General features: G+C 67.4%; 15 protein-coding genes. 11 read left to right on the top strand and 4 right to left on the bottom strand.

Going from position 1 to position 15,511, the window contains the following annotated elements:
* Positions 1 to 136 precede the first annotated feature (136 nt).
* Complete coding sequence (locus ACWDPV_RS08130; protein ID WP_449742518.1) at positions 137 to 967, top strand: PIG-L deacetylase family protein; 831 nt, start codon at positions 137 to 139, stop codon at positions 965 to 967.
* A gap of 26 nt (positions 968 to 993) precedes the next feature.
* Here the strand turns inward: ACWDPV_RS08130 and ACWDPV_RS08125 are convergent, their stop codons facing one another.
* Both ACWDPV_RS08125 and exaC read right to left on the bottom strand, forming a co-directional pair.
* Positions 994 to 1,419: a DUF779 domain-containing protein gene (locus tag ACWDPV_RS08125; RefSeq protein ID WP_348805666.1), complete on the bottom strand. Its 426-nt coding sequence runs from the start codon at positions 1,417 to 1,419 to the stop codon at positions 994 to 996.
* Positions 1,420 to 1,434: 15 nt separating this feature from the next.
* Positions 1,435 to 2,958: an acetaldehyde dehydrogenase ExaC gene (gene exaC, locus ACWDPV_RS08120; RefSeq protein WP_449742517.1), complete on the bottom strand. Its 1,524-nt coding sequence runs from the start codon at positions 2,956 to 2,958 to the stop codon at positions 1,435 to 1,437.
* Between the two features lie 483 nt (positions 2,959 to 3,441).
* Between exaC and ACWDPV_RS08115 the strand changes: the two genes are divergently transcribed.
* On the top strand, positions 3,442 to 3,651 hold the full coding sequence (locus ACWDPV_RS08115; protein WP_449742516.1) for a hypothetical protein: 210 nt from the start codon (positions 3,442 to 3,444) through the stop codon (positions 3,649 to 3,651).
* Positions 3,652 to 3,655: 4 nt separating this feature from the next.
* Here ACWDPV_RS08115 and ACWDPV_RS08110 read toward each other — a convergent pair whose 3' ends face one another.
* A complete protein-coding gene (locus ACWDPV_RS08110) occupies positions 3,656 to 4,939 on the bottom strand; it encodes a GAF domain-containing protein (RefSeq protein ID WP_348805669.1) in 1,284 nt (427 codons plus the stop codon).
* 90 nt (positions 4,940 to 5,029) lie between these two features.
* Complete coding sequence (locus tag ACWDPV_RS08105; protein ID WP_348805670.1) at positions 5,030 to 5,287, bottom strand: hypothetical protein; 258 nt, start codon at positions 5,285 to 5,287, stop codon at positions 5,030 to 5,032.
* A 114-nt stretch (positions 5,288 to 5,401) separates the two neighbouring features.
* Here ACWDPV_RS08105 and ACWDPV_RS08100 point away from each other — a divergent pair, with 114 nt between their 5' ends.
* The 9 genes from ACWDPV_RS08100 (at position 5,402) to ACWDPV_RS08060 (ending at position 15,506) form a co-directional block, all read left to right on the top strand.
* Positions 5,402 to 5,824 (top strand): YccF domain-containing protein, encoded by a 423-nt coding sequence (locus ACWDPV_RS08100; RefSeq protein ID WP_348805671.1) that lies wholly within the window; start codon positions 5,402 to 5,404, stop codon positions 5,822 to 5,824.
* Positions 5,825 to 5,929: 105 nt separating this feature from the next.
* Positions 5,930 to 7,489, top strand: a complete 1,560-nt coding sequence (locus ACWDPV_RS08095) for an NAD(P)/FAD-dependent oxidoreductase (RefSeq protein WP_449742515.1) — start codon at positions 5,930 to 5,932, stop codon at positions 7,487 to 7,489.
* Positions 7,486 to 8,271 (top strand): DUF1365 domain-containing protein, encoded by a 786-nt coding sequence (locus ACWDPV_RS08090; protein WP_449742514.1) that lies wholly within the window; start codon positions 7,486 to 7,488, stop codon positions 8,269 to 8,271. Before ACWDPV_RS08095 ends, ACWDPV_RS08090 begins: the two co-directional genes overlap by 4 nt.
* Positions 8,268 to 9,632, top strand: coding sequence for a class I SAM-dependent methyltransferase (locus ACWDPV_RS08085; protein WP_449742513.1), 1,365 nt, complete (start codon positions 8,268 to 8,270; stop codon positions 9,630 to 9,632). The genes ACWDPV_RS08090 and ACWDPV_RS08085 overlap by 4 nt, the downstream gene beginning before the upstream one ends.
* Positions 9,629 to 10,495 carry a DUF1295 domain-containing protein gene (locus ACWDPV_RS08080; protein ID WP_449742512.1) on the top strand — a complete coding sequence of 289 codons (867 nt, stop codon included), beginning with the start codon at positions 9,629 to 9,631 and terminating at the stop codon, positions 10,493 to 10,495. Before ACWDPV_RS08085 ends, ACWDPV_RS08080 begins: the two co-directional genes overlap by 4 nt.
* Positions 10,496 to 10,668: 173 nt before the next feature.
* Entirely contained in the window at positions 10,669 to 11,241 is a 573-nt protein-coding gene (gene sigK / locus ACWDPV_RS08075; RefSeq protein ID WP_449742511.1) for an ECF RNA polymerase sigma factor SigK, read from the top strand.
* Complete coding sequence (locus tag ACWDPV_RS08070; RefSeq protein WP_449742510.1) at positions 11,234 to 12,004, top strand: anti-sigma factor; 771 nt, start codon at positions 11,234 to 11,236, stop codon at positions 12,002 to 12,004. The genes sigK and ACWDPV_RS08070 overlap by 8 nt, the downstream gene beginning before the upstream one ends.
* Before the next feature lie 401 nt (positions 12,005 to 12,405).
* On the top strand, positions 12,406 to 13,905 hold the full coding sequence (locus ACWDPV_RS08065; protein WP_348809352.1) for an aldehyde dehydrogenase family protein: 1,500 nt from the start codon (positions 12,406 to 12,408) through the stop codon (positions 13,903 to 13,905).
* Positions 13,902 to 15,506, top strand: a complete 1,605-nt coding sequence (locus tag ACWDPV_RS08060) for an APC family permease (RefSeq protein ID WP_449742509.1) — start codon at positions 13,902 to 13,904, stop codon at positions 15,504 to 15,506. The genes ACWDPV_RS08065 and ACWDPV_RS08060 overlap by 4 nt, the downstream gene beginning before the upstream one ends.
* The last annotated feature ends 5 nt before the right edge of the window (positions 15,507 to 15,511 follow it).

Genomic DNA, 15,511 nt, shown 5'->3' with positions numbered 1-15,511 from the left:
GACGGCTCCGCTCACGCGGGCGTTCCGCACCCACGCGGCACGCCCGAGTTCGCGCGCTCTATGCAATGACCGCTCGAGTGCGCAGGCACCGCTCCGCACAAAACCACCCGCGCCAGCGAGATGACATGATCGACCGGTGAGCACCATAGTCTTCGTCCACGCCCACCCCGACGACGAGGGAACCGGCACCGCGGGCAGCATGATCCGCGCCTCCCGTGAGGGGCACCGGGTGGTCGTCGTGTATTGCACCGACGGCGATCCGGGCGACGTGCCCGACGATCTCGCCCCCGGCGAGACGGTGGCGAGCCGCCGCCGCGGCGAGGCAGAGGCATCCGCGGCCATCACCGGCACCGAACGGATCGTCTGGCTGGGATACGCCGACTCCGGGATGACCGGATGGGCGCAGAACGAGGCCGACGGGGTGTTCTCCCGCGCCGATCTCTCCGAGGCGGCGCGGCGGCTGGCCGACATCCTCGACGAGGAGAACGCCGACGTCGTCGTCGGATACGACTGGCACGGCGGCTACGGCCATCCCGATCACATCATGCTGCACAAGGCGACTCGCGCCGCGGTCGACCTCGCGGCGACGACGCCCCGCTATCTCGAGGTCACGATGAACCGCGACCTGATGCGGCAGCTGTTCGTGCTCGCCACCGCGGCGGGTATGGACGGATTCGACCCGGATACCGCCGGCGACGACGGCAACCCGATCGGAACTCCCGAGGCAGAACTACATTGGGCCGTGGACCTCGGCGACGACGTGATCTCCAAACGTGAAGCATTGGCCTGTCACGCCAGTCAGACCGACGTCAAACAACTCTTGGAGATACCGATCGAAGTGTTCCCCGTCGCGTTCGGTACCGAGCACTACATGGAACCCGGCCGACCGGCGGGTATGGTCCGCGCCTGGTGGCTCGACGAGACGGCCACCGGCACCAACACCAACACCGCCGCGCCGACCGGGTGACCGGCCGGCGCGGCGGCGAGGTGGATTCAGACGCCGACCGCAGCCCCGGTCAGCGGCGGATTCTGCTCGAGGACGACATTCTCGTCCTCGGTGAATGCCCGTGCCCGGGAAAGGAATCGGACGCCCTCGGGTGATTCGAGACTGAATCCGGCGCCGCGTCCCTTGACCACGTCGAGGATGAGCTGGGTGTGCTTCCAGAGTTCGAACTGGTCACCGTTGATCCAGACCCGCACCGCCGGAAGCGGTTCCGGGAGCGTGATCTCGCCGACCAACACATCACGTTGTCCCACACGGTATTCCCCGACCGGATAACACATCGGGGCCGAGCCGTCACAGCATCCACCACTTTGGTGGATCATGAGTCCGCCGTGCAGCTCCGACAATTTCGTCAGGAGCTGCACGGCGGCGTCTGTGGCGACCACCCGATCAGGCACTTGCTGTTCGGTGGTCATCGATTACCTCACTTCTCAGAAGAATCCCTTGGCATTCTGAGCGTAACCAACCAAGAGGTTCTTGGTCTGCTGGTAGTGCTCCAGCATCATCAGGTGGGTTTCGCGGCCGATACCGGACTGCTTGTACCCGCCGAAGGCGGCGTGTGCCGGGTAATCGTGGTAGGTGTTCGTCCACACGCGACCGGCCTGGATCTCGCGGCCCGCGCGGTAGGCGGTGGCACCGTCACGGCTCCACACACCGGCACCGAGGCCGTAGAGGGTGTCGTTGGCGATGTGGATGGCGTCGGCGTAGTCCTTGAAGGTCGTCACGGCCAGCACCGGGCCGAAGATCTCCTCCTGGAAGATGCGCATCTTGTTGTGGCCGTCGAAGACGGTCGGCTTGATGTAGTAACCGCCGGACAGATCGCCACCGAGGTCGGCGGCCTCGCCACCGATGAGCACCTTGGCGCCCTCTTCCTGACCGATGGCCAGGTACGACTGGATCTTCTCGTACTGGTCGTTGGACGCCTGCGCACCCATCATGGTCTCGGTGTCGAGCGGGTTGCCCTGCTTGATCTTGCTGACGCGCTCGACGGCCTTGGCGATGAAGTCGTCGTAGATGTTCTCCTGGATCAGCGCGCGGCTCGGGCAGGTGCAGACCTCACCCTGGTTGAGGGCGAACATCGAGAAGCCCTCGAGGGCGCGATCGAGGAAGCCGTCGTCGGCGCTCATCACGTCGTTGAAGAAGATGTTCGGGCTCTTGCCACCGAGTTCCAGGGTGACCGGGATCAGGTTCTCCGAGGCGTACTGCATGATCAGGCGGCCGGTGGTGGTCTCACCGGTGAAGGCGATCTTGCGGATGCGGTTGCTCGAGGCGAGCGGCTTGCCGGCCTCGACGCCGAAGCCGTTGACGATGTTGATGACACCGGCGGGCAGCAGGTCGGCGATGAGGCTCATCAGGTAGAGGATCGACGCCGGGGTCTGCTCGGCGGGCTTGAGGACGACGGCGTTGCCTGCGGCCAGCGCCGGGGCCAGCTTCCACACGGCCATCAGGATCGGGAAGTTCCACGGGATGATCTGGCCGACGACGCCGAGCGGCTCGTGGAAGTGGTAGGCGACGGTGTCCTCGTCGACCTCGGAGATCGAGCCCTCCTGGGCACGCAGGGCGCCGGCGAAGTAACGGAAGTGATCGATGGCCAGCGGGATGTCGGCGGCCAGGGTCTCACGGACGGCCTTACCGTTGTCCCAGGTCTCGGCGACGGCGATCTTCTCGAGGTTCTCCTCGAGGCGGTCGGCGATGCGCAGCAGCACCAGCGAACGCTCGGCCACCGACACCTTGCCCCACTGCGGGGCGGCCTTGTGGGCGGCGTCGAGCGCGAGGTCGATGTCCTCGGCGGTGGAGCGGGCGACCTCGCAGAAGACCTTGCCGTCGACCGGTGAGGGATTCTCGAAGTACTGACCCTTGACCGGCGGGGTCCACTGGCCGCCGATCCAGTTGTCGTAGCGCGACTCAAAGCTCATCACCGATCCATCGGTTCCCGGCTTCGCGTAAACAGTCATGTGTCTCCAGCTCCTCAGTGCCAGTGTCGGGGTGTCACACGGCCGCTTGCCGCGGTGTGTGTGATCTGTTGCACACAGTAGGAGGCCTGTGGTTGCAGCCACGTTGCAGCGGCGTTCGCAACGTTGCATACCCTCATTTCCGCTGTTCACAGCCACCGCCGGAGGGCAATCCCGGGGTGTGGTCGCCGGCGTCGGCGACGACGTTGCAACGTTGCGGCACGAACAATCAATCGGACGGGGCCGCGGGCCGGGCATGGCATGCGCGGCGGGTGGCGAACGGGGGACGACGACGTCCCCTGAGGAACTGAAATCCCTCTACCGAAGAGATGAACTTTCCGGTCCGGACAACTACTCCATCGCCGTGAGCTGCAACGATGGCAGCGATCATCCCAGAGCTGTTCGCGATGGCGCATGTTCTTGCGTCAGATGAAAGATGTCCGTGTACGAGAACATCCGCGTCAGGTATCCCGAGAGGTTTCCGCCATGAGCACCCCCCGCTCGTCGACCGATCGATCCGCGTCGCCGCTCGTCGGCGTACTGCTCGTTCTCGCATGCGTGGTGGCGGCGACGCTGATGGCCGTCATGCTGATCACCGCGGTCGACACGGAGATGACCCCCGACCGGCCGATCGTCCCGACGATGAATGCCGATCCGCAGCAGCCGCGTGACCCGGCGGCGACTCAGACCCCGTGACGACTCAGGCCCCGTAGCGCCGATCCAGCAGCCGGATCCGGCCGCCGACCACCGCGCGATCCGGGTGTCCCACCGGAAGCCGGTGCTCGAGCCGACGCCACGCGACCAGATCATCGCGACCATGCGTCGACGACGTCCACGTCCGCAGCGCACCCACCTCGCCCTCGGCGATCACCCGCGAACGCACGTCCTCGCGGATCTCCTCGAAGATCTCGGTGATGCCGGGGGCGGTCGATTCGACGAGCAGTCCGCCGCGGCCGAGGGCCTCGACGACGGCGCTCAGATCCCCACCGTCGGCGATCCGCCGGCGGATGTCACCGATGTCGGAGGTCATGTCGACGGTCAGACGGTACGGCCGCGACGACACCACATCGGTGCCCAGGTCACGCCGCAGCCGGGAGATCTCCGCGCGCACCGTCACCGGGTCGATCCCGTCACCGGCCAGCTGTATGGCCAGTTGTTCGGTGTTGAGCCCCTCCGGGTAGGCCTGCAGCAGGATCAGGATCTCGGCATGGCGTCGTGACAGGGTGCGCTCACCGGCGGCGTCGCCGTCCCGTCGCCATCGGTAGGTGTTGTCGCCGAGGACGGTCAGCCGCGCGCCCCCGCTCTCGGCCGGTGCGGCAAAGGTCGCCGGGTCGGCCAGGTTCACCGCACGCGACTGCAGTTCACGCTCCACCGCGGCGACGACGGAACGCACCGCCGCCAGCGCGAACGGTGCGGCCACCTCCCGGCCGCCGGTCACGTCGATGACGCCGATCACGTGCCCGGTCAGCGGGTCGTGCACCGGGGCCGCCGCACAGCTGTAGTCCTGCACCGCATCGGAGAAGTGTTCCGGCCCGATCACCTGCACACCCTTGTCGACGGCCAGGGCCAGACCGGGCGCGTTGGTCCCCACCACGTCCTCGCTCCACACCGAACCCTCGACGAAGTTGATCGTGGCGGCCCGGTCGCGGGCCTCGGTGCTGCCCTCCACCCACAGCAAGCGGCCGACCTGGTCGGTCAACGCCACCACGACGCCGGAATCGGCGATGTCGTCGAGCATCAGGTTCTGCACGAGCGGACGCACCGAGGTGATCGGATGGTCCTGGCGGTAGCGGGAGAACTCGGCCATCGTCATGGTGGCGCTGTCGTCGTCCTCGGGGAGAGGATCGACCGGATCGATGCCGCGATCACGGGACCGCGACCAGGATTCACGCACCACCGAACGCACCGCGTCCGTGGGCGGCGTGATCCCCGACAGAAAATCCTCGTAGGCACGCCGGATACGCGACGTCCCGAGTTCCGTCATAGTTCTTCTCTCGCTAGCACCTCTGTCGCCCCGATTATGCCAACTTCGCTGTGAGGTGGGCTACACACCACGGTTTCAGCCACCGATATGTCACGGAAGCCAACCGTTCCGGCGCGGATATCGGGCCCGGAGATGACTGTAAAGATAGGTGCTGACCAGCAATGCGGCAGCACATCCGACCGCGGGCCAGAGGAAACCGTTGTTCATCGACGACGATCCCATGGCCGCCACCGCCCATCCGATCACCAGCAGGATGGTGGCGATGGTGGCGAGCAGTCGCACGACGAGCACGAAGGTCGTGATGATCCACCAGAGCGTGACACGGGCGGACTCCGCGGCGGGTGCCATGGCAGCAGCGTACCGAGGTCGCGGTACGCAGCCCCGTCTCTCGGAGAACCTGCGGCCCGCCCCGGCCCGGGTTCGGGGCTGCCCGATATGCCCTCTTGTCGAGCACAATGGGGTATGCGCACCCTCCTGAACATCATCTGGCTGCTCTTCTGTGGCATCTGGATGGCCCTCGGCTACGTCGTCGCCGGCATCATCTGCTGCATCCTCATCATCACGATCCCCTTCGGAATCGCGTCCTTCCGCATCGCCAACTACGCCCTCTGGCCGTTCGGCCGCACCGTGGTCCGCAAGCCGACCGCCGGCGCGGCGTCGACGATCGGCAACATCATCTGGATCGTGTTCGCCGGACTGTGGCTGGCCATCGGCCACATCACCAGCGGTATCGCCATGTGCCTGACCATCATCGGCATCCCACTGGGCATCGCCAGCTTCAAGATGGTGCCCGTCTCACTGCTGCCGCTCGGCGCCGAGATCGTCCCCGCCGACCAGGCGACACCCGGCTACATCGCACCACCCCCGCCGCCGGTCCGATACTGACCCGGGCGGTTGCCCGCCGAACCCTCCCACTCGACAGCACCGACCGCCAGGCACCGACCGCCCATCACGACCCATCCGAACGCGCTCCGGGTCCGAACATCGGGCATGACCTCCTTCGGTTCCGACGGGTCCCCGACGCCCCGCGTCCCACACCACCGGCCACGCGTCGCCGTGGTGGGCAGCGGCGTCGCCGGACTCACCGCCGCCTACCGACTGTCCGCGCACGCCTCGGTCACCCTGTTCGAGGCCGATGACCGGCTCGGCGGGCACGCCCACACCCATCTCGTCGACGTCCCGGCCACCGACGGGAGCCCGGCCACCACCCTGGCCGTCGACTCCGGATTCATCGTCCACAACGACCGCACCTACCCCACGATGCAGGCGATGTTCGCCGAACTCGGTGTGCCGACCCAGGACACCGACATGTCGATGTCGGTGCACTCGGAGCTCACCGGCCTCGAATATGCGGGCGCATTGGGCGTATCGGGCCTGTTCCCCACCATGCGGACCCTCACCCGCGGCCGCTACCTGCGAATGCTCGGCGAGGTGGTCCGCTTTCATCGGGCGGCCCGCAAACTCCTCGACGATTCCGCTGCCGACGATTCCGCTGCCGACGATTCCGCTGCCGACGGTTCGGCGGACGTGGCGCTCGCGGATTTCGTACGCCGCGAACGCTTCTCCGACTACTTCGTCGAGAACTTCCTGCTGCCGCTGGTCGCCGCGGTGTGGTCGTGTGATGCGCAGACCGCGGCGGAGTACCCGGCACGCTACCTGTTCACCTTCCTCGACCACCACGGCATGCTGACGGTGTTCGGCTCACCCACCTGGCGCACCGTCGTCGGCGGATCGGTCACCTACGTGAACGCGATCGCCGACCGGGTCGTCGCCCGTGGCGGACAGATCCGGCTCAACACCCCGGTGCGACGCATCGACGACCTCGCCGCGTCGATCGCCATCGCCACCGACGACGGCGAGTTGGAGATGTTCGACGCCGCCGTCGTCGCCACACATCCGCATCAGGCCCTGCGCGCTCTCGCCGCTCCCACACCGGACCAGCACAGCGTCCTCTCGGCGATCACCTACGACCCCAAACCGGCCGTGCTGCACACCGACATCTCGCTGCTTCCGCGCGCCCGGCGTGCGTGGGCGTCCTGGAACTACCAGATCCGCCCAGACTCGGTCAGCCCAGACTCGAGCAACCGAGACTCGAGCAACCCGGGCTCGAGCAACGCCGACTCGATCAGCGCTGCCCCGAACCCCACCCCGGACACCGTCGAACGCGCCGCGACCACCGTCCACGGCGACGCGCTCGATGGGTCCGGGGTGGCCGTCACCTACGATCTGACCCGGCTGATGCGGTTGCCGACCACCGCGCCGCGCATGCTGGTGACCCTCGGCCGCACCGATCTCGTCGACCCGGCGTCGGTGATCGCGGAGATGACGTACGAGCATCCGGTGTACACCACCGAATCGGTTGCCGCGCAGCGTCGTCTGGCGCAGATCAACACCGACCGGCTCGTGTTCGCCGGCGCCTACCACGGGTGGGGTTTCCACGAGGACGGTGCCGCATCCGGCGCGGGCGCCGCCGAACTCCTCATCGCCACGCTCGGCGAGAATGACCGTCGGGAAGCGAATCATCGCATGCTGCAACAGGACCCGACGTGAACGCCTATGCGGCCGCGCACGGGGCCCGGATCGTGGAAACCCGGATCACCCACACCCGCCGATCACCCCTGCGCCATTCGTTCACCTACCGATCCGGGTCCTGGCTCATCGACGTCGACCGGCCACCCCGGTTCGACGGCCCCGGGGCATGGTTCGCCGAGTTCCGTCCGGCCGACCACTTTCCCGAACCGGTCGCCGACGGAGAATCGTTGCGCGAGAGGCTCAATGGTCATCTGTCCGGCGCCGGGGTCACCCCCGCCGACGGATCGGTGCTCGCACTGTTGTCGCCGCGGGTGGCGGGCTACGTGTTCAACCCGTTGAGCGTGTTCTGGTGTCACCGCGGCGACGGCAGCCTCGCGTATGTGGTGGCCGAGGTGCACAACACCTACGGCGAACGGCACTGCTACGTCGTCACACCCGACGACCACGGACGAGCCATGGTGGACAAGGAGTTCTATGTCTCACCGTTCCACGACGTGTCGGGCCACTACCGACTGCGGCTCCCCGAGCCCGATCCGTCCGGCCGGGTCGCCGTCTCGATCACGCTCGACCGCCCCGGCGCCGAGCCCTTCGTCGCCTCGTTGACCGGCCACGCCGTCCCGGTGACGCGGCGGACATTCCTTGCCGCACAACTGCGTACACCGCTGGCGCCCCTGGTGGTTTCGGCGCGGATCCGGTGGCAGGGCATCCGGCTCTGGGCGCGGCGCCTGCCGATCAGGCCACGACCCGACCATGACCACACTTCGACCATCGCATCGACCGTGACGGAAGGACGCCGATGAGCACGCACATCCCGAACACCGATCACACCCACACTCACACTCACGATCGGGCCGCACACCACCCGGGCGAGCACGATCTGACTCCCGAGGACGCCCGCCGCTGGCCCGACGTGGCGGCGGTACCGACCGGCCGGGCGGCCCACCTGCGCGGACTGGCCGCGGGCCGGTTGTTCCGTTATGCCGCAGCCGATCTCGATGTACGGATCGAGTACCCCGATGGAAGTTGCAACGGCCGGTCCGCCCATTCGGTGCAACCACGGATGATCCTGCGCCGACCCGACGACTTCGCACGTCGGGTGGGCAGCGGCGGACTCATCGGTTTCGGTGAGTCATTCATGGCCGGCGACTGGAGCACCGACGACCTCGTCGGCGTGCTGACGCCCTTCGCGTCGCGGGTCGCGCGCCTGGTGCCGCGCCCACTGCAGGCCCTACGACCGCTGGTGCTGCCGAAACATCCTGCCGAGGAGGAGAACACGACCGCCAACACCCGGTCCAACATCGCCCGGCACTACGACCTGTCCAACGAGTTGTTCGCCACCTTTCTCGATGAGACGATGACGTACTCGAGCGCCCTGTTCACCGATCCCGCAACCACCGGTATCGAAGATGCGCAGACACCGGATTGGGCCGATCTGGCCGACGCGCAACGCCGCAAGGTGGACCGACTCCTCGATCTCGCCGGCGTGGGAGAGGGCACCCGGCTCCTCGAGATCGGCACCGGCTGGGGCGAATTGTGCCTGTGTGCCGCAGCCCGCGGCGCCACCGTACGTTCGGTGACGCTGTCCTCCGAGCAACGCGACCTGGCGCTGCGTCGCGTCGCCGACGCCGGATTGGCCGACCGGGTGCAGATCGATCTGCTCGACTACCGACTCGTCGAGGGCACCTACGACGCGGTCGTGTCGGTGGAGATGATCGAAGCGGTCGGCGAAAAGTATTGGCCGACATATTTTTCCACCATCGACCGGCTGCTCGCACCGGGCGGGCGGGTGGCCATCCAGGCGATCACCATGCCACACGACCGCATGCGCGCCTCACGCCACACCTACACGTGGGTGCACAAGTACATCTTCCCGGGCGGACAACTGACCTCACTGAAGGCGTTGCGGTCGGTGACCGCCCAGCACACGTCGTTGCGGCTGACCGACACCATGGCGATGGGCACGCACTACGCGGAGACATTGCGGCTGTGGCGGGAACGCTTCACCGCCCGGCGACGTGAGGTCGCCGAACTCGGCTTCGACGCCACCTTCATGCGGATGTGGCAGTTCTATCTCGCCTACTCCGAGGCCGGTTTTCGGGCCGGGTATCTCGATGTGCATCAGCTGGTCTTCGCCCGGCCGGACCGGGGTGAACCGCGGTGACCGGCTGGGCGGGCTTCGGGATTCTCACCGCCTGTGCGCTGCTGCTCGTGGTGGTCCTGCAGGCGGTGACCTTCGCCATCGGCCATCGGATCGGGCGGTTCAACGTCGTCGACGTCACGTGGGGCCTCGGTTTCGTCGGGGTGGCCTGGCTGTCGCTGATCCTCGGTGGCGGCGACCCGGTCCGCCGATGGTTGCTGGCCGTCGGCGTGAGCGTATGGGGTCTGCGCCTGGCCTGGCACATGGTGGGCAAGTCCAAGGGCAAGGGGGAGGATCCCCGGTACCAGGAGATGCTGGAACGCTCCGGCGGCAACGGGCTGTGGGTGGTCGCCCGCAAGATCTTCGCCACCCAGGGTGCGGCGCAATGGTTTGTCTCCCTACCCATTCAGGTGTCGGCCGTCGCAGGTCCCACACCCGCCCCGGCCTGGATCGTGGCGGCGCTGGGCATCGTGGTCTTCCTCGTCGGGCTGGGCTTCGAGGCGGTCGGCGACGCCCAGCTGCGGGCCTTCAAGGCCGATCCCGCCAACAAGGGCGCGATCATGGATCGCGGTCTGTGGGCGTGGACCCGTCACCCCAACTACTTCGGCGACGCATCGGTGTGGTGGGGCATCTGGCTGGTCGCCGCGAGTTCGGGTGCCATGACCACCGGAGCGACGGTGATCGGATGCCCGGGTGCGCTCACCGTGTTGTCACCGGTGGTGATGACCTACTTCCTGGTGTACGCGACCGGCGCCCGGCTCCTGGAGAAGTCGATGAGCCGCCGGCCCGGCTATCCCGAGTATCAAGCCCGCACGTCGTACTTCCTTCCCCGCCCACCGAGATCGCGGGGCGACGCATCCACCACGGCGACCCGGCCACGGCCATGATCTTCGGGGTACCGGCCACCGCGCCCGGACTGTGGGCGCCGAGCGGACCGGATTCGTTGAGGCGGCGACGGACACCCACTAGGGTGAGCCTCGATGAGCACAGACGCGAACGACTCCGGAGCGCGCCGCACGGCAGTCAACAGCACCGGAGCACACGGCACCGGAGCGCCGATGTGACGGCCCGCGACACCCGCGATGCGGCAGTGCTGTCGGATCTGCTGGCGCGCACTGCCGACGGCGACACCGCCGCCTTCGCCGAGTTCTACGACCTCACTGCGCGGCGGGTCTACGGCATGGTGCGGCGGGTGCTCCGGGATGCGGGATACAGCGAGGAGACCACGCAGGAGGTCTATCTGCAGGTGTGGCGTTCCGCGCGCACCTTCGATCCCGCCGCCGGGTCGGCGTTGAGCTGGCTGATCACCCTGGCCCATCGGCGGGCGGTCGACCGGGTCCGGTCGGAGACCGCCGCCACTCGACGCGACACCGACTACTCCGCGGCGGACTTCGTGCGGTCCTTCGACGTCGTCAGCGATGAGGTCGAAGGCCGGGAGGCGCGTGAACGCGTGCAGGGTTGCCTGGACGGCCTGACCGACCGCCAGCGGGAATCCGTGGCCCTGGCCTATTACAACGGTCTGACCTACCGCGAGGTGGCGGAGCTTCTTTCTGTGGCCCTGCCGACCATCAAGAGTCGAGTCCGCGACGGCTTGACGCGTCTCCGCAACTGCTTGGGGGACAACGATGTCTGACGACGAACTCCTCGATCTGGCGCCGCTACTCGGCCTCGACGCGCTTTCGCCCGCCGAGGTCGACTCGGTACATCGACGCCGCGCGCGCGCCGATGCCGCCACCCGCGCCGAATTCGACCGTCGTGTCCGCGACACCAGGGAGGCGATGGCCTCGGTCAGTTCGATCACCGAGACCGCCCCGCCCGCGGCGTTGCGCGAGCAGATCCTGGCCGCGACGCGGGCCGACGTGACCGTCGTACCTCGCCGCACCGAACCGGTCCCGGCCGAGGACACCGCGGACGTGCCGGCGCCCGAGGCGCGGGTGTACCCACTGACCCGGCGCCGCTGGGCATATGCGGCGGCCGCCGCTGCGGTGGCCGTCGCGGTCGGTGGGCTCGGATGGGCGATCGGCTCGGGCCTGTCCTCGGATACCACCCCGCAAACACCCACGGCCGAAAAGGTCTTCACCTCCGAGGACGTCCGCACCTCCTCGGGGGCGGTCGCCGGGGGACGGGCAACACTCACGTTCTCCGAATCCGCAGACGCCGGAGTTCTCGTGATGAACGATGTTCCACCGCCCCAGCCGGGTACGGTGTACCAGATGTGGCTGTTGAGTCCGGACGGTGCCACGTCGGCGGGCACCATGACGCAGGCCGACGTCGCGCCGTCGACCACCGCCGTGATCCCACACCTCGGCGACGCCACCTCGCTGGCCTTCACCGTGTCCCCACCCGGCGGCTCCACCGCGCCCGGCGACATCGTCGCCCAGTTGCCGCTGGGCTGAGGCGTGCCCGGCGCGCAGGTGTTCCCACTGGTCGAGTCGGCCCGGAACGCCGGCTGCCGCGTCGATCTCCGTCGAAACGGAGGACCGAGTCGAGACCCGGCGAGGTCGGGCCGGTACGCCACCCCACGTCCCGCCGATCACGGCCCCACGCTTGACAGGTCACCGCCCATTCCGCACACTTGTTGCATTGGATGCAGCTGGTTGCACAATACGCAACAGCCCATCGGGGGCAGCCCCGCATCCCGCACGACAGCACGACGCAGCGTCGCGTCATCTCTCTCCATCGCCAGTTATCCCCATCCCCAGTCCCGTTCCGCGCCGGGCCCACCGCCGGCGCAGAGATCAGGTGCCCTGTGACCGCATTCGGCTCGACGCCCCTTCCCACCGCCTTCGACTCACCGCTGCTGCCCGACGCCCACCTCCACATCGCCGGCCGATGGCGACACGCCGCCGACGCCGGCACCCGCGACGTCATCAATCCGGCCACCGGATCGGTGTTCACCCGTGTCGACGAGGCGACCCCCGCCGACGCCACCGCCGCGATCGCTTCCGCCCGGGCCACTTTCGACGACGGGGCGTGGCCGAACACACCGGTCACCGAACGAGCGGCCCTGTTGCGTCGCATTGCCGACCTGCTCGTAATCAACAAGGCCGAGATGGCCCGCATCGAAACCCTCGACACCGGGAAGACGCTGGTGGAGAGCGAGATCGACATGGACGACGTCGAGTCCGTGCTCCGCTACTACGCCGCACTCATCGAAACCGAATCCGACCGCGTCGTCGATGTCGGCGTCCCCGGCGTCATCAGCCGCGTCGTGCGCGAACCCATCGGCGTCTGCGTGATGATCGCACCCTGGAATTACCCACTGCTGCAGATCTCCTGGAAGATCGCACCCGCGCTGGCCGCCGGTGCCACCATGGTTGCCAAACCCAGTGAGGTGACCCCGCTGAGCACCATCGCCTTCGTGGAACTGTGTTCGCGCGCCGGGGTCCCACCCGGGGTGCTCAACCTCGTTCAGGGCGCGGGCTCCACGCTCGGCGACGCCCTCACCGACACCGACGACGTCGACTTCATCTCCTTCACCGGTGGACTGGCCACCGGCCGCATCATCTCCGAGGTCGCCGCCCGCCACGTCACCAAGGTGGCCGTCGAACTCGGCGGCAAGAATCCGCATATCGTCTTCCCCGACGCCGACTGGGAATCCTCCGTCGATCAGGTGCTGACCGGGGTGTTCCTGCACTCTGGCCAGGTGTGCTCGTCGGGCACCCGACTCATCGTCCACGCCTCGATCGCCGACGACTTCGTCGACGCACTCGTCGCCGGCGCCGAGCAGATCGTCATAGGTGACGGTCTCGACCCGGCCAGCAAGACCGGCCCGCTCGTGTCGGCCGCACAGCTGGCCAAGATGGAAGAGTTCGTCGAATCCGCGAAAGCCGAAGGTGCCGTGCTCCGTACCGGCGGCGGGCGACCCGACCGCGACGGGCTCGACCCGGCCGGATACTACTTCGCGCCCACCATCTTCGATCACTGCAACCGGACGATGCGCATCGTCCGCAACGAGACCTTCGGACCGATCCTCACCGTCGAGCGATTCGACACCGAGGAGCAGGCCCTGGCACTCGGCAACGACACCGACTACGGCCTGGCAGCCGGGGTGCGCACCTCCGATGCAGCGCTCGGCGAACGCATGGTGCGGGGTCTGCGCCATGGCACGGTGTGGCTCAACGACTTCGGCTACTACACCCCCGCCGCAGAATGGGGCGGCTTCGGCAAATCCGGCAACGGACGTGAACTCGGACCCACCGGGCTCGCGGAATATCAAGAAACCAAACACATCTGGCACAACACCGCGCCGGCGCCGTCGCGGTGGTTCACTTCGACCGAGGACGGCGTCCAATGAGCACCTCCCCAACCACCCCCGGTTCCAGCGGCCTCGAGGACTTCGGCTACAAGGAATCCCTCGACCGCAGCATCGGCAAGTTCGCCAGCTTCGCCGCCGGCGTCAGCTACATCTCCATCCTGACCGGCACCTTCCAGCTGTTCTACTTCGGTTTCGGCACCGCCGGCCCCGCCTACCTATGGTCGTGGCCGATGGTCTTCGTCGGACAGTTATGTGTCGCTTTGTGTTTCATGGAACTTGCGGCCAAGTACCCGGTCGCTGGCTCGGTCTACAACTGGGCCAAACGTCTCGGCAGCCAAGGAGTCGGCTGGAGTTCGGGATGGCTGATGTTCACCGCGTCGGTCGTCACCCTCGCCGCCGTCGTCCTGGCCCTGCAACTCAACCTGCCGCGACTGTGGAGCGGCTTCCAGATCTACGGCAGCGGAGACGATCCCACCGACTACGCGGTGAACGCCGTCATCCTCGGCGCCATCATGATCGGCATCACCACCGCCATCAACGCGTGGAGCGTGCGGTTGATGTCGTTGATCAACAGCGTCGGCGTGTTCGTCGAGTTGATCGCCGCGGTCCTTATCGCGATCATCCTCGCCTTCAACATCACCCGCGGACCACAGGTCTTCTTCTCCACCAACGGATACGGGGCCGGTGAGAGTGGCGGCTATCTCGGCGCATTCCTGGTCGCGTCCCTCGCGTCGGGCTATGTGATGTACGGCTTCGACACCGCCAGCTCGCTCGGCGAGGAGACCGTCGAACCCCGCCGCACCGCACCCAAGGCGATCCTGCGGGCCATTCTCGCCTCCTTCGTCATCGGCGGCGCCATCCTGGTGTTCGCCATCATGAGCGCCCCCGACCTCGACGATGCGAAACTCGGTGAACCCGAGGGCGGTCTGCAGTACATCGTCGAGCAGGTCATGTGGGGCCCGGCGGGCAAGGTGTTCCTGTGCGCCATCGTCGTCGCGGTCATCGTCTGCTCACTGGCCGTACACACCGCCGCCATCCGGCTGATGTTCGCGATGGCCCGCGACAACGCACTACCCTTCGGTGAGCGCCTGGCCACCGTCAACCCCAAACGACAGACGCCGGTGGTGCCGGCCATCGTCATCGGCATCGTCGCGATCGCGATCCTGGTGATCAACATCGGTCAGGCACAGATCTTCACGGTGCTCACCTCGATCGCGATCATCATGATCTACCTGGCCTACCTGCTGGTGACCGGACCGTTGCTGCTCAAGCGATTCCGCGGTGAGTGGCCGCCGGCCGACCTCGCCGAGGGCGGCTACTTCACCATGGGCCGCTGGGGCATGCTCGTCAACATCGTCGCCGTCGTCTGGGGGATCGGCATGGCGATCAACCTGGCCTGGCCGCGGTCGGAGGTGTACGGCACACCCTGGTACAACACCTGGGGTGCCTTCGTCTACATCGGCATCATCTTCGGCGCCGGCTTCCTGTGGTACCTGACCGTCGGACACCGCAGTGTGGGTGTGCTGCAATCGCATTCGAGCACACCGGGTGATCCCCTACTCCCCGACACCCTGGTCCCCGATACCCCGGCCACCGACACGCCTCCGACCACCGACCCCACTTCGACCGAGAAAGCGTGACCCAC

It is taken from the genome of Gordonia sp. NPDC003504, assembly GCF_053587995.1.
This window is presented reverse-complemented; position numbering and strand designations above follow the sequence as displayed.

Coding starts and splice junctions, on each gene's coding strand:
- ACWDPV_RS08125 (WP_348805666.1), bottom strand. CDS start 1,419: ATGACCACCGAACAGCAAGTGCCTGATCGGGTGGTCGCCACAGACGCC.
- exaC (WP_449742517.1), bottom strand. CDS start 2,958: ATGACTGTTTACGCGAAGCCGGGAACCGATGGATCGGTGATGAGCTTT.
- ACWDPV_RS08115 (WP_449742516.1), top strand. CDS start 3,442: ATGAGCACCCCCCGCTCGTCGACCGATCGATCCGCGTCGCCGCTCGTC.
- ACWDPV_RS08110 (WP_348805669.1), bottom strand. CDS start 4,939: ATGACGGAACTCGGGACGTCGCGTATCCGGCGTGCCTACGAGGATTTT.
- ACWDPV_RS08105 (WP_348805670.1), bottom strand. CDS start 5,287: ATGGCACCCGCCGCGGAGTCCGCCCGTGTCACGCTCTGGTGGATCATC.
- ACWDPV_RS08100 (WP_348805671.1), top strand. CDS start 5,402: ATGCGCACCCTCCTGAACATCATCTGGCTGCTCTTCTGTGGCATCTGG.
- ACWDPV_RS08095 (WP_449742515.1), top strand. CDS start 5,930: ATGACCTCCTTCGGTTCCGACGGGTCCCCGACGCCCCGCGTCCCACAC.
- ACWDPV_RS08085 (WP_449742513.1), top strand. CDS start 8,268: ATGAGCACGCACATCCCGAACACCGATCACACCCACACTCACACTCAC.
- ACWDPV_RS08070 (WP_449742510.1), top strand. CDS start 11,234: ATGTCTGACGACGAACTCCTCGATCTGGCGCCGCTACTCGGCCTCGAC.
- ACWDPV_RS08060 (WP_449742509.1), top strand. CDS start 13,902: ATGAGCACCTCCCCAACCACCCCCGGTTCCAGCGGCCTCGAGGACTTC.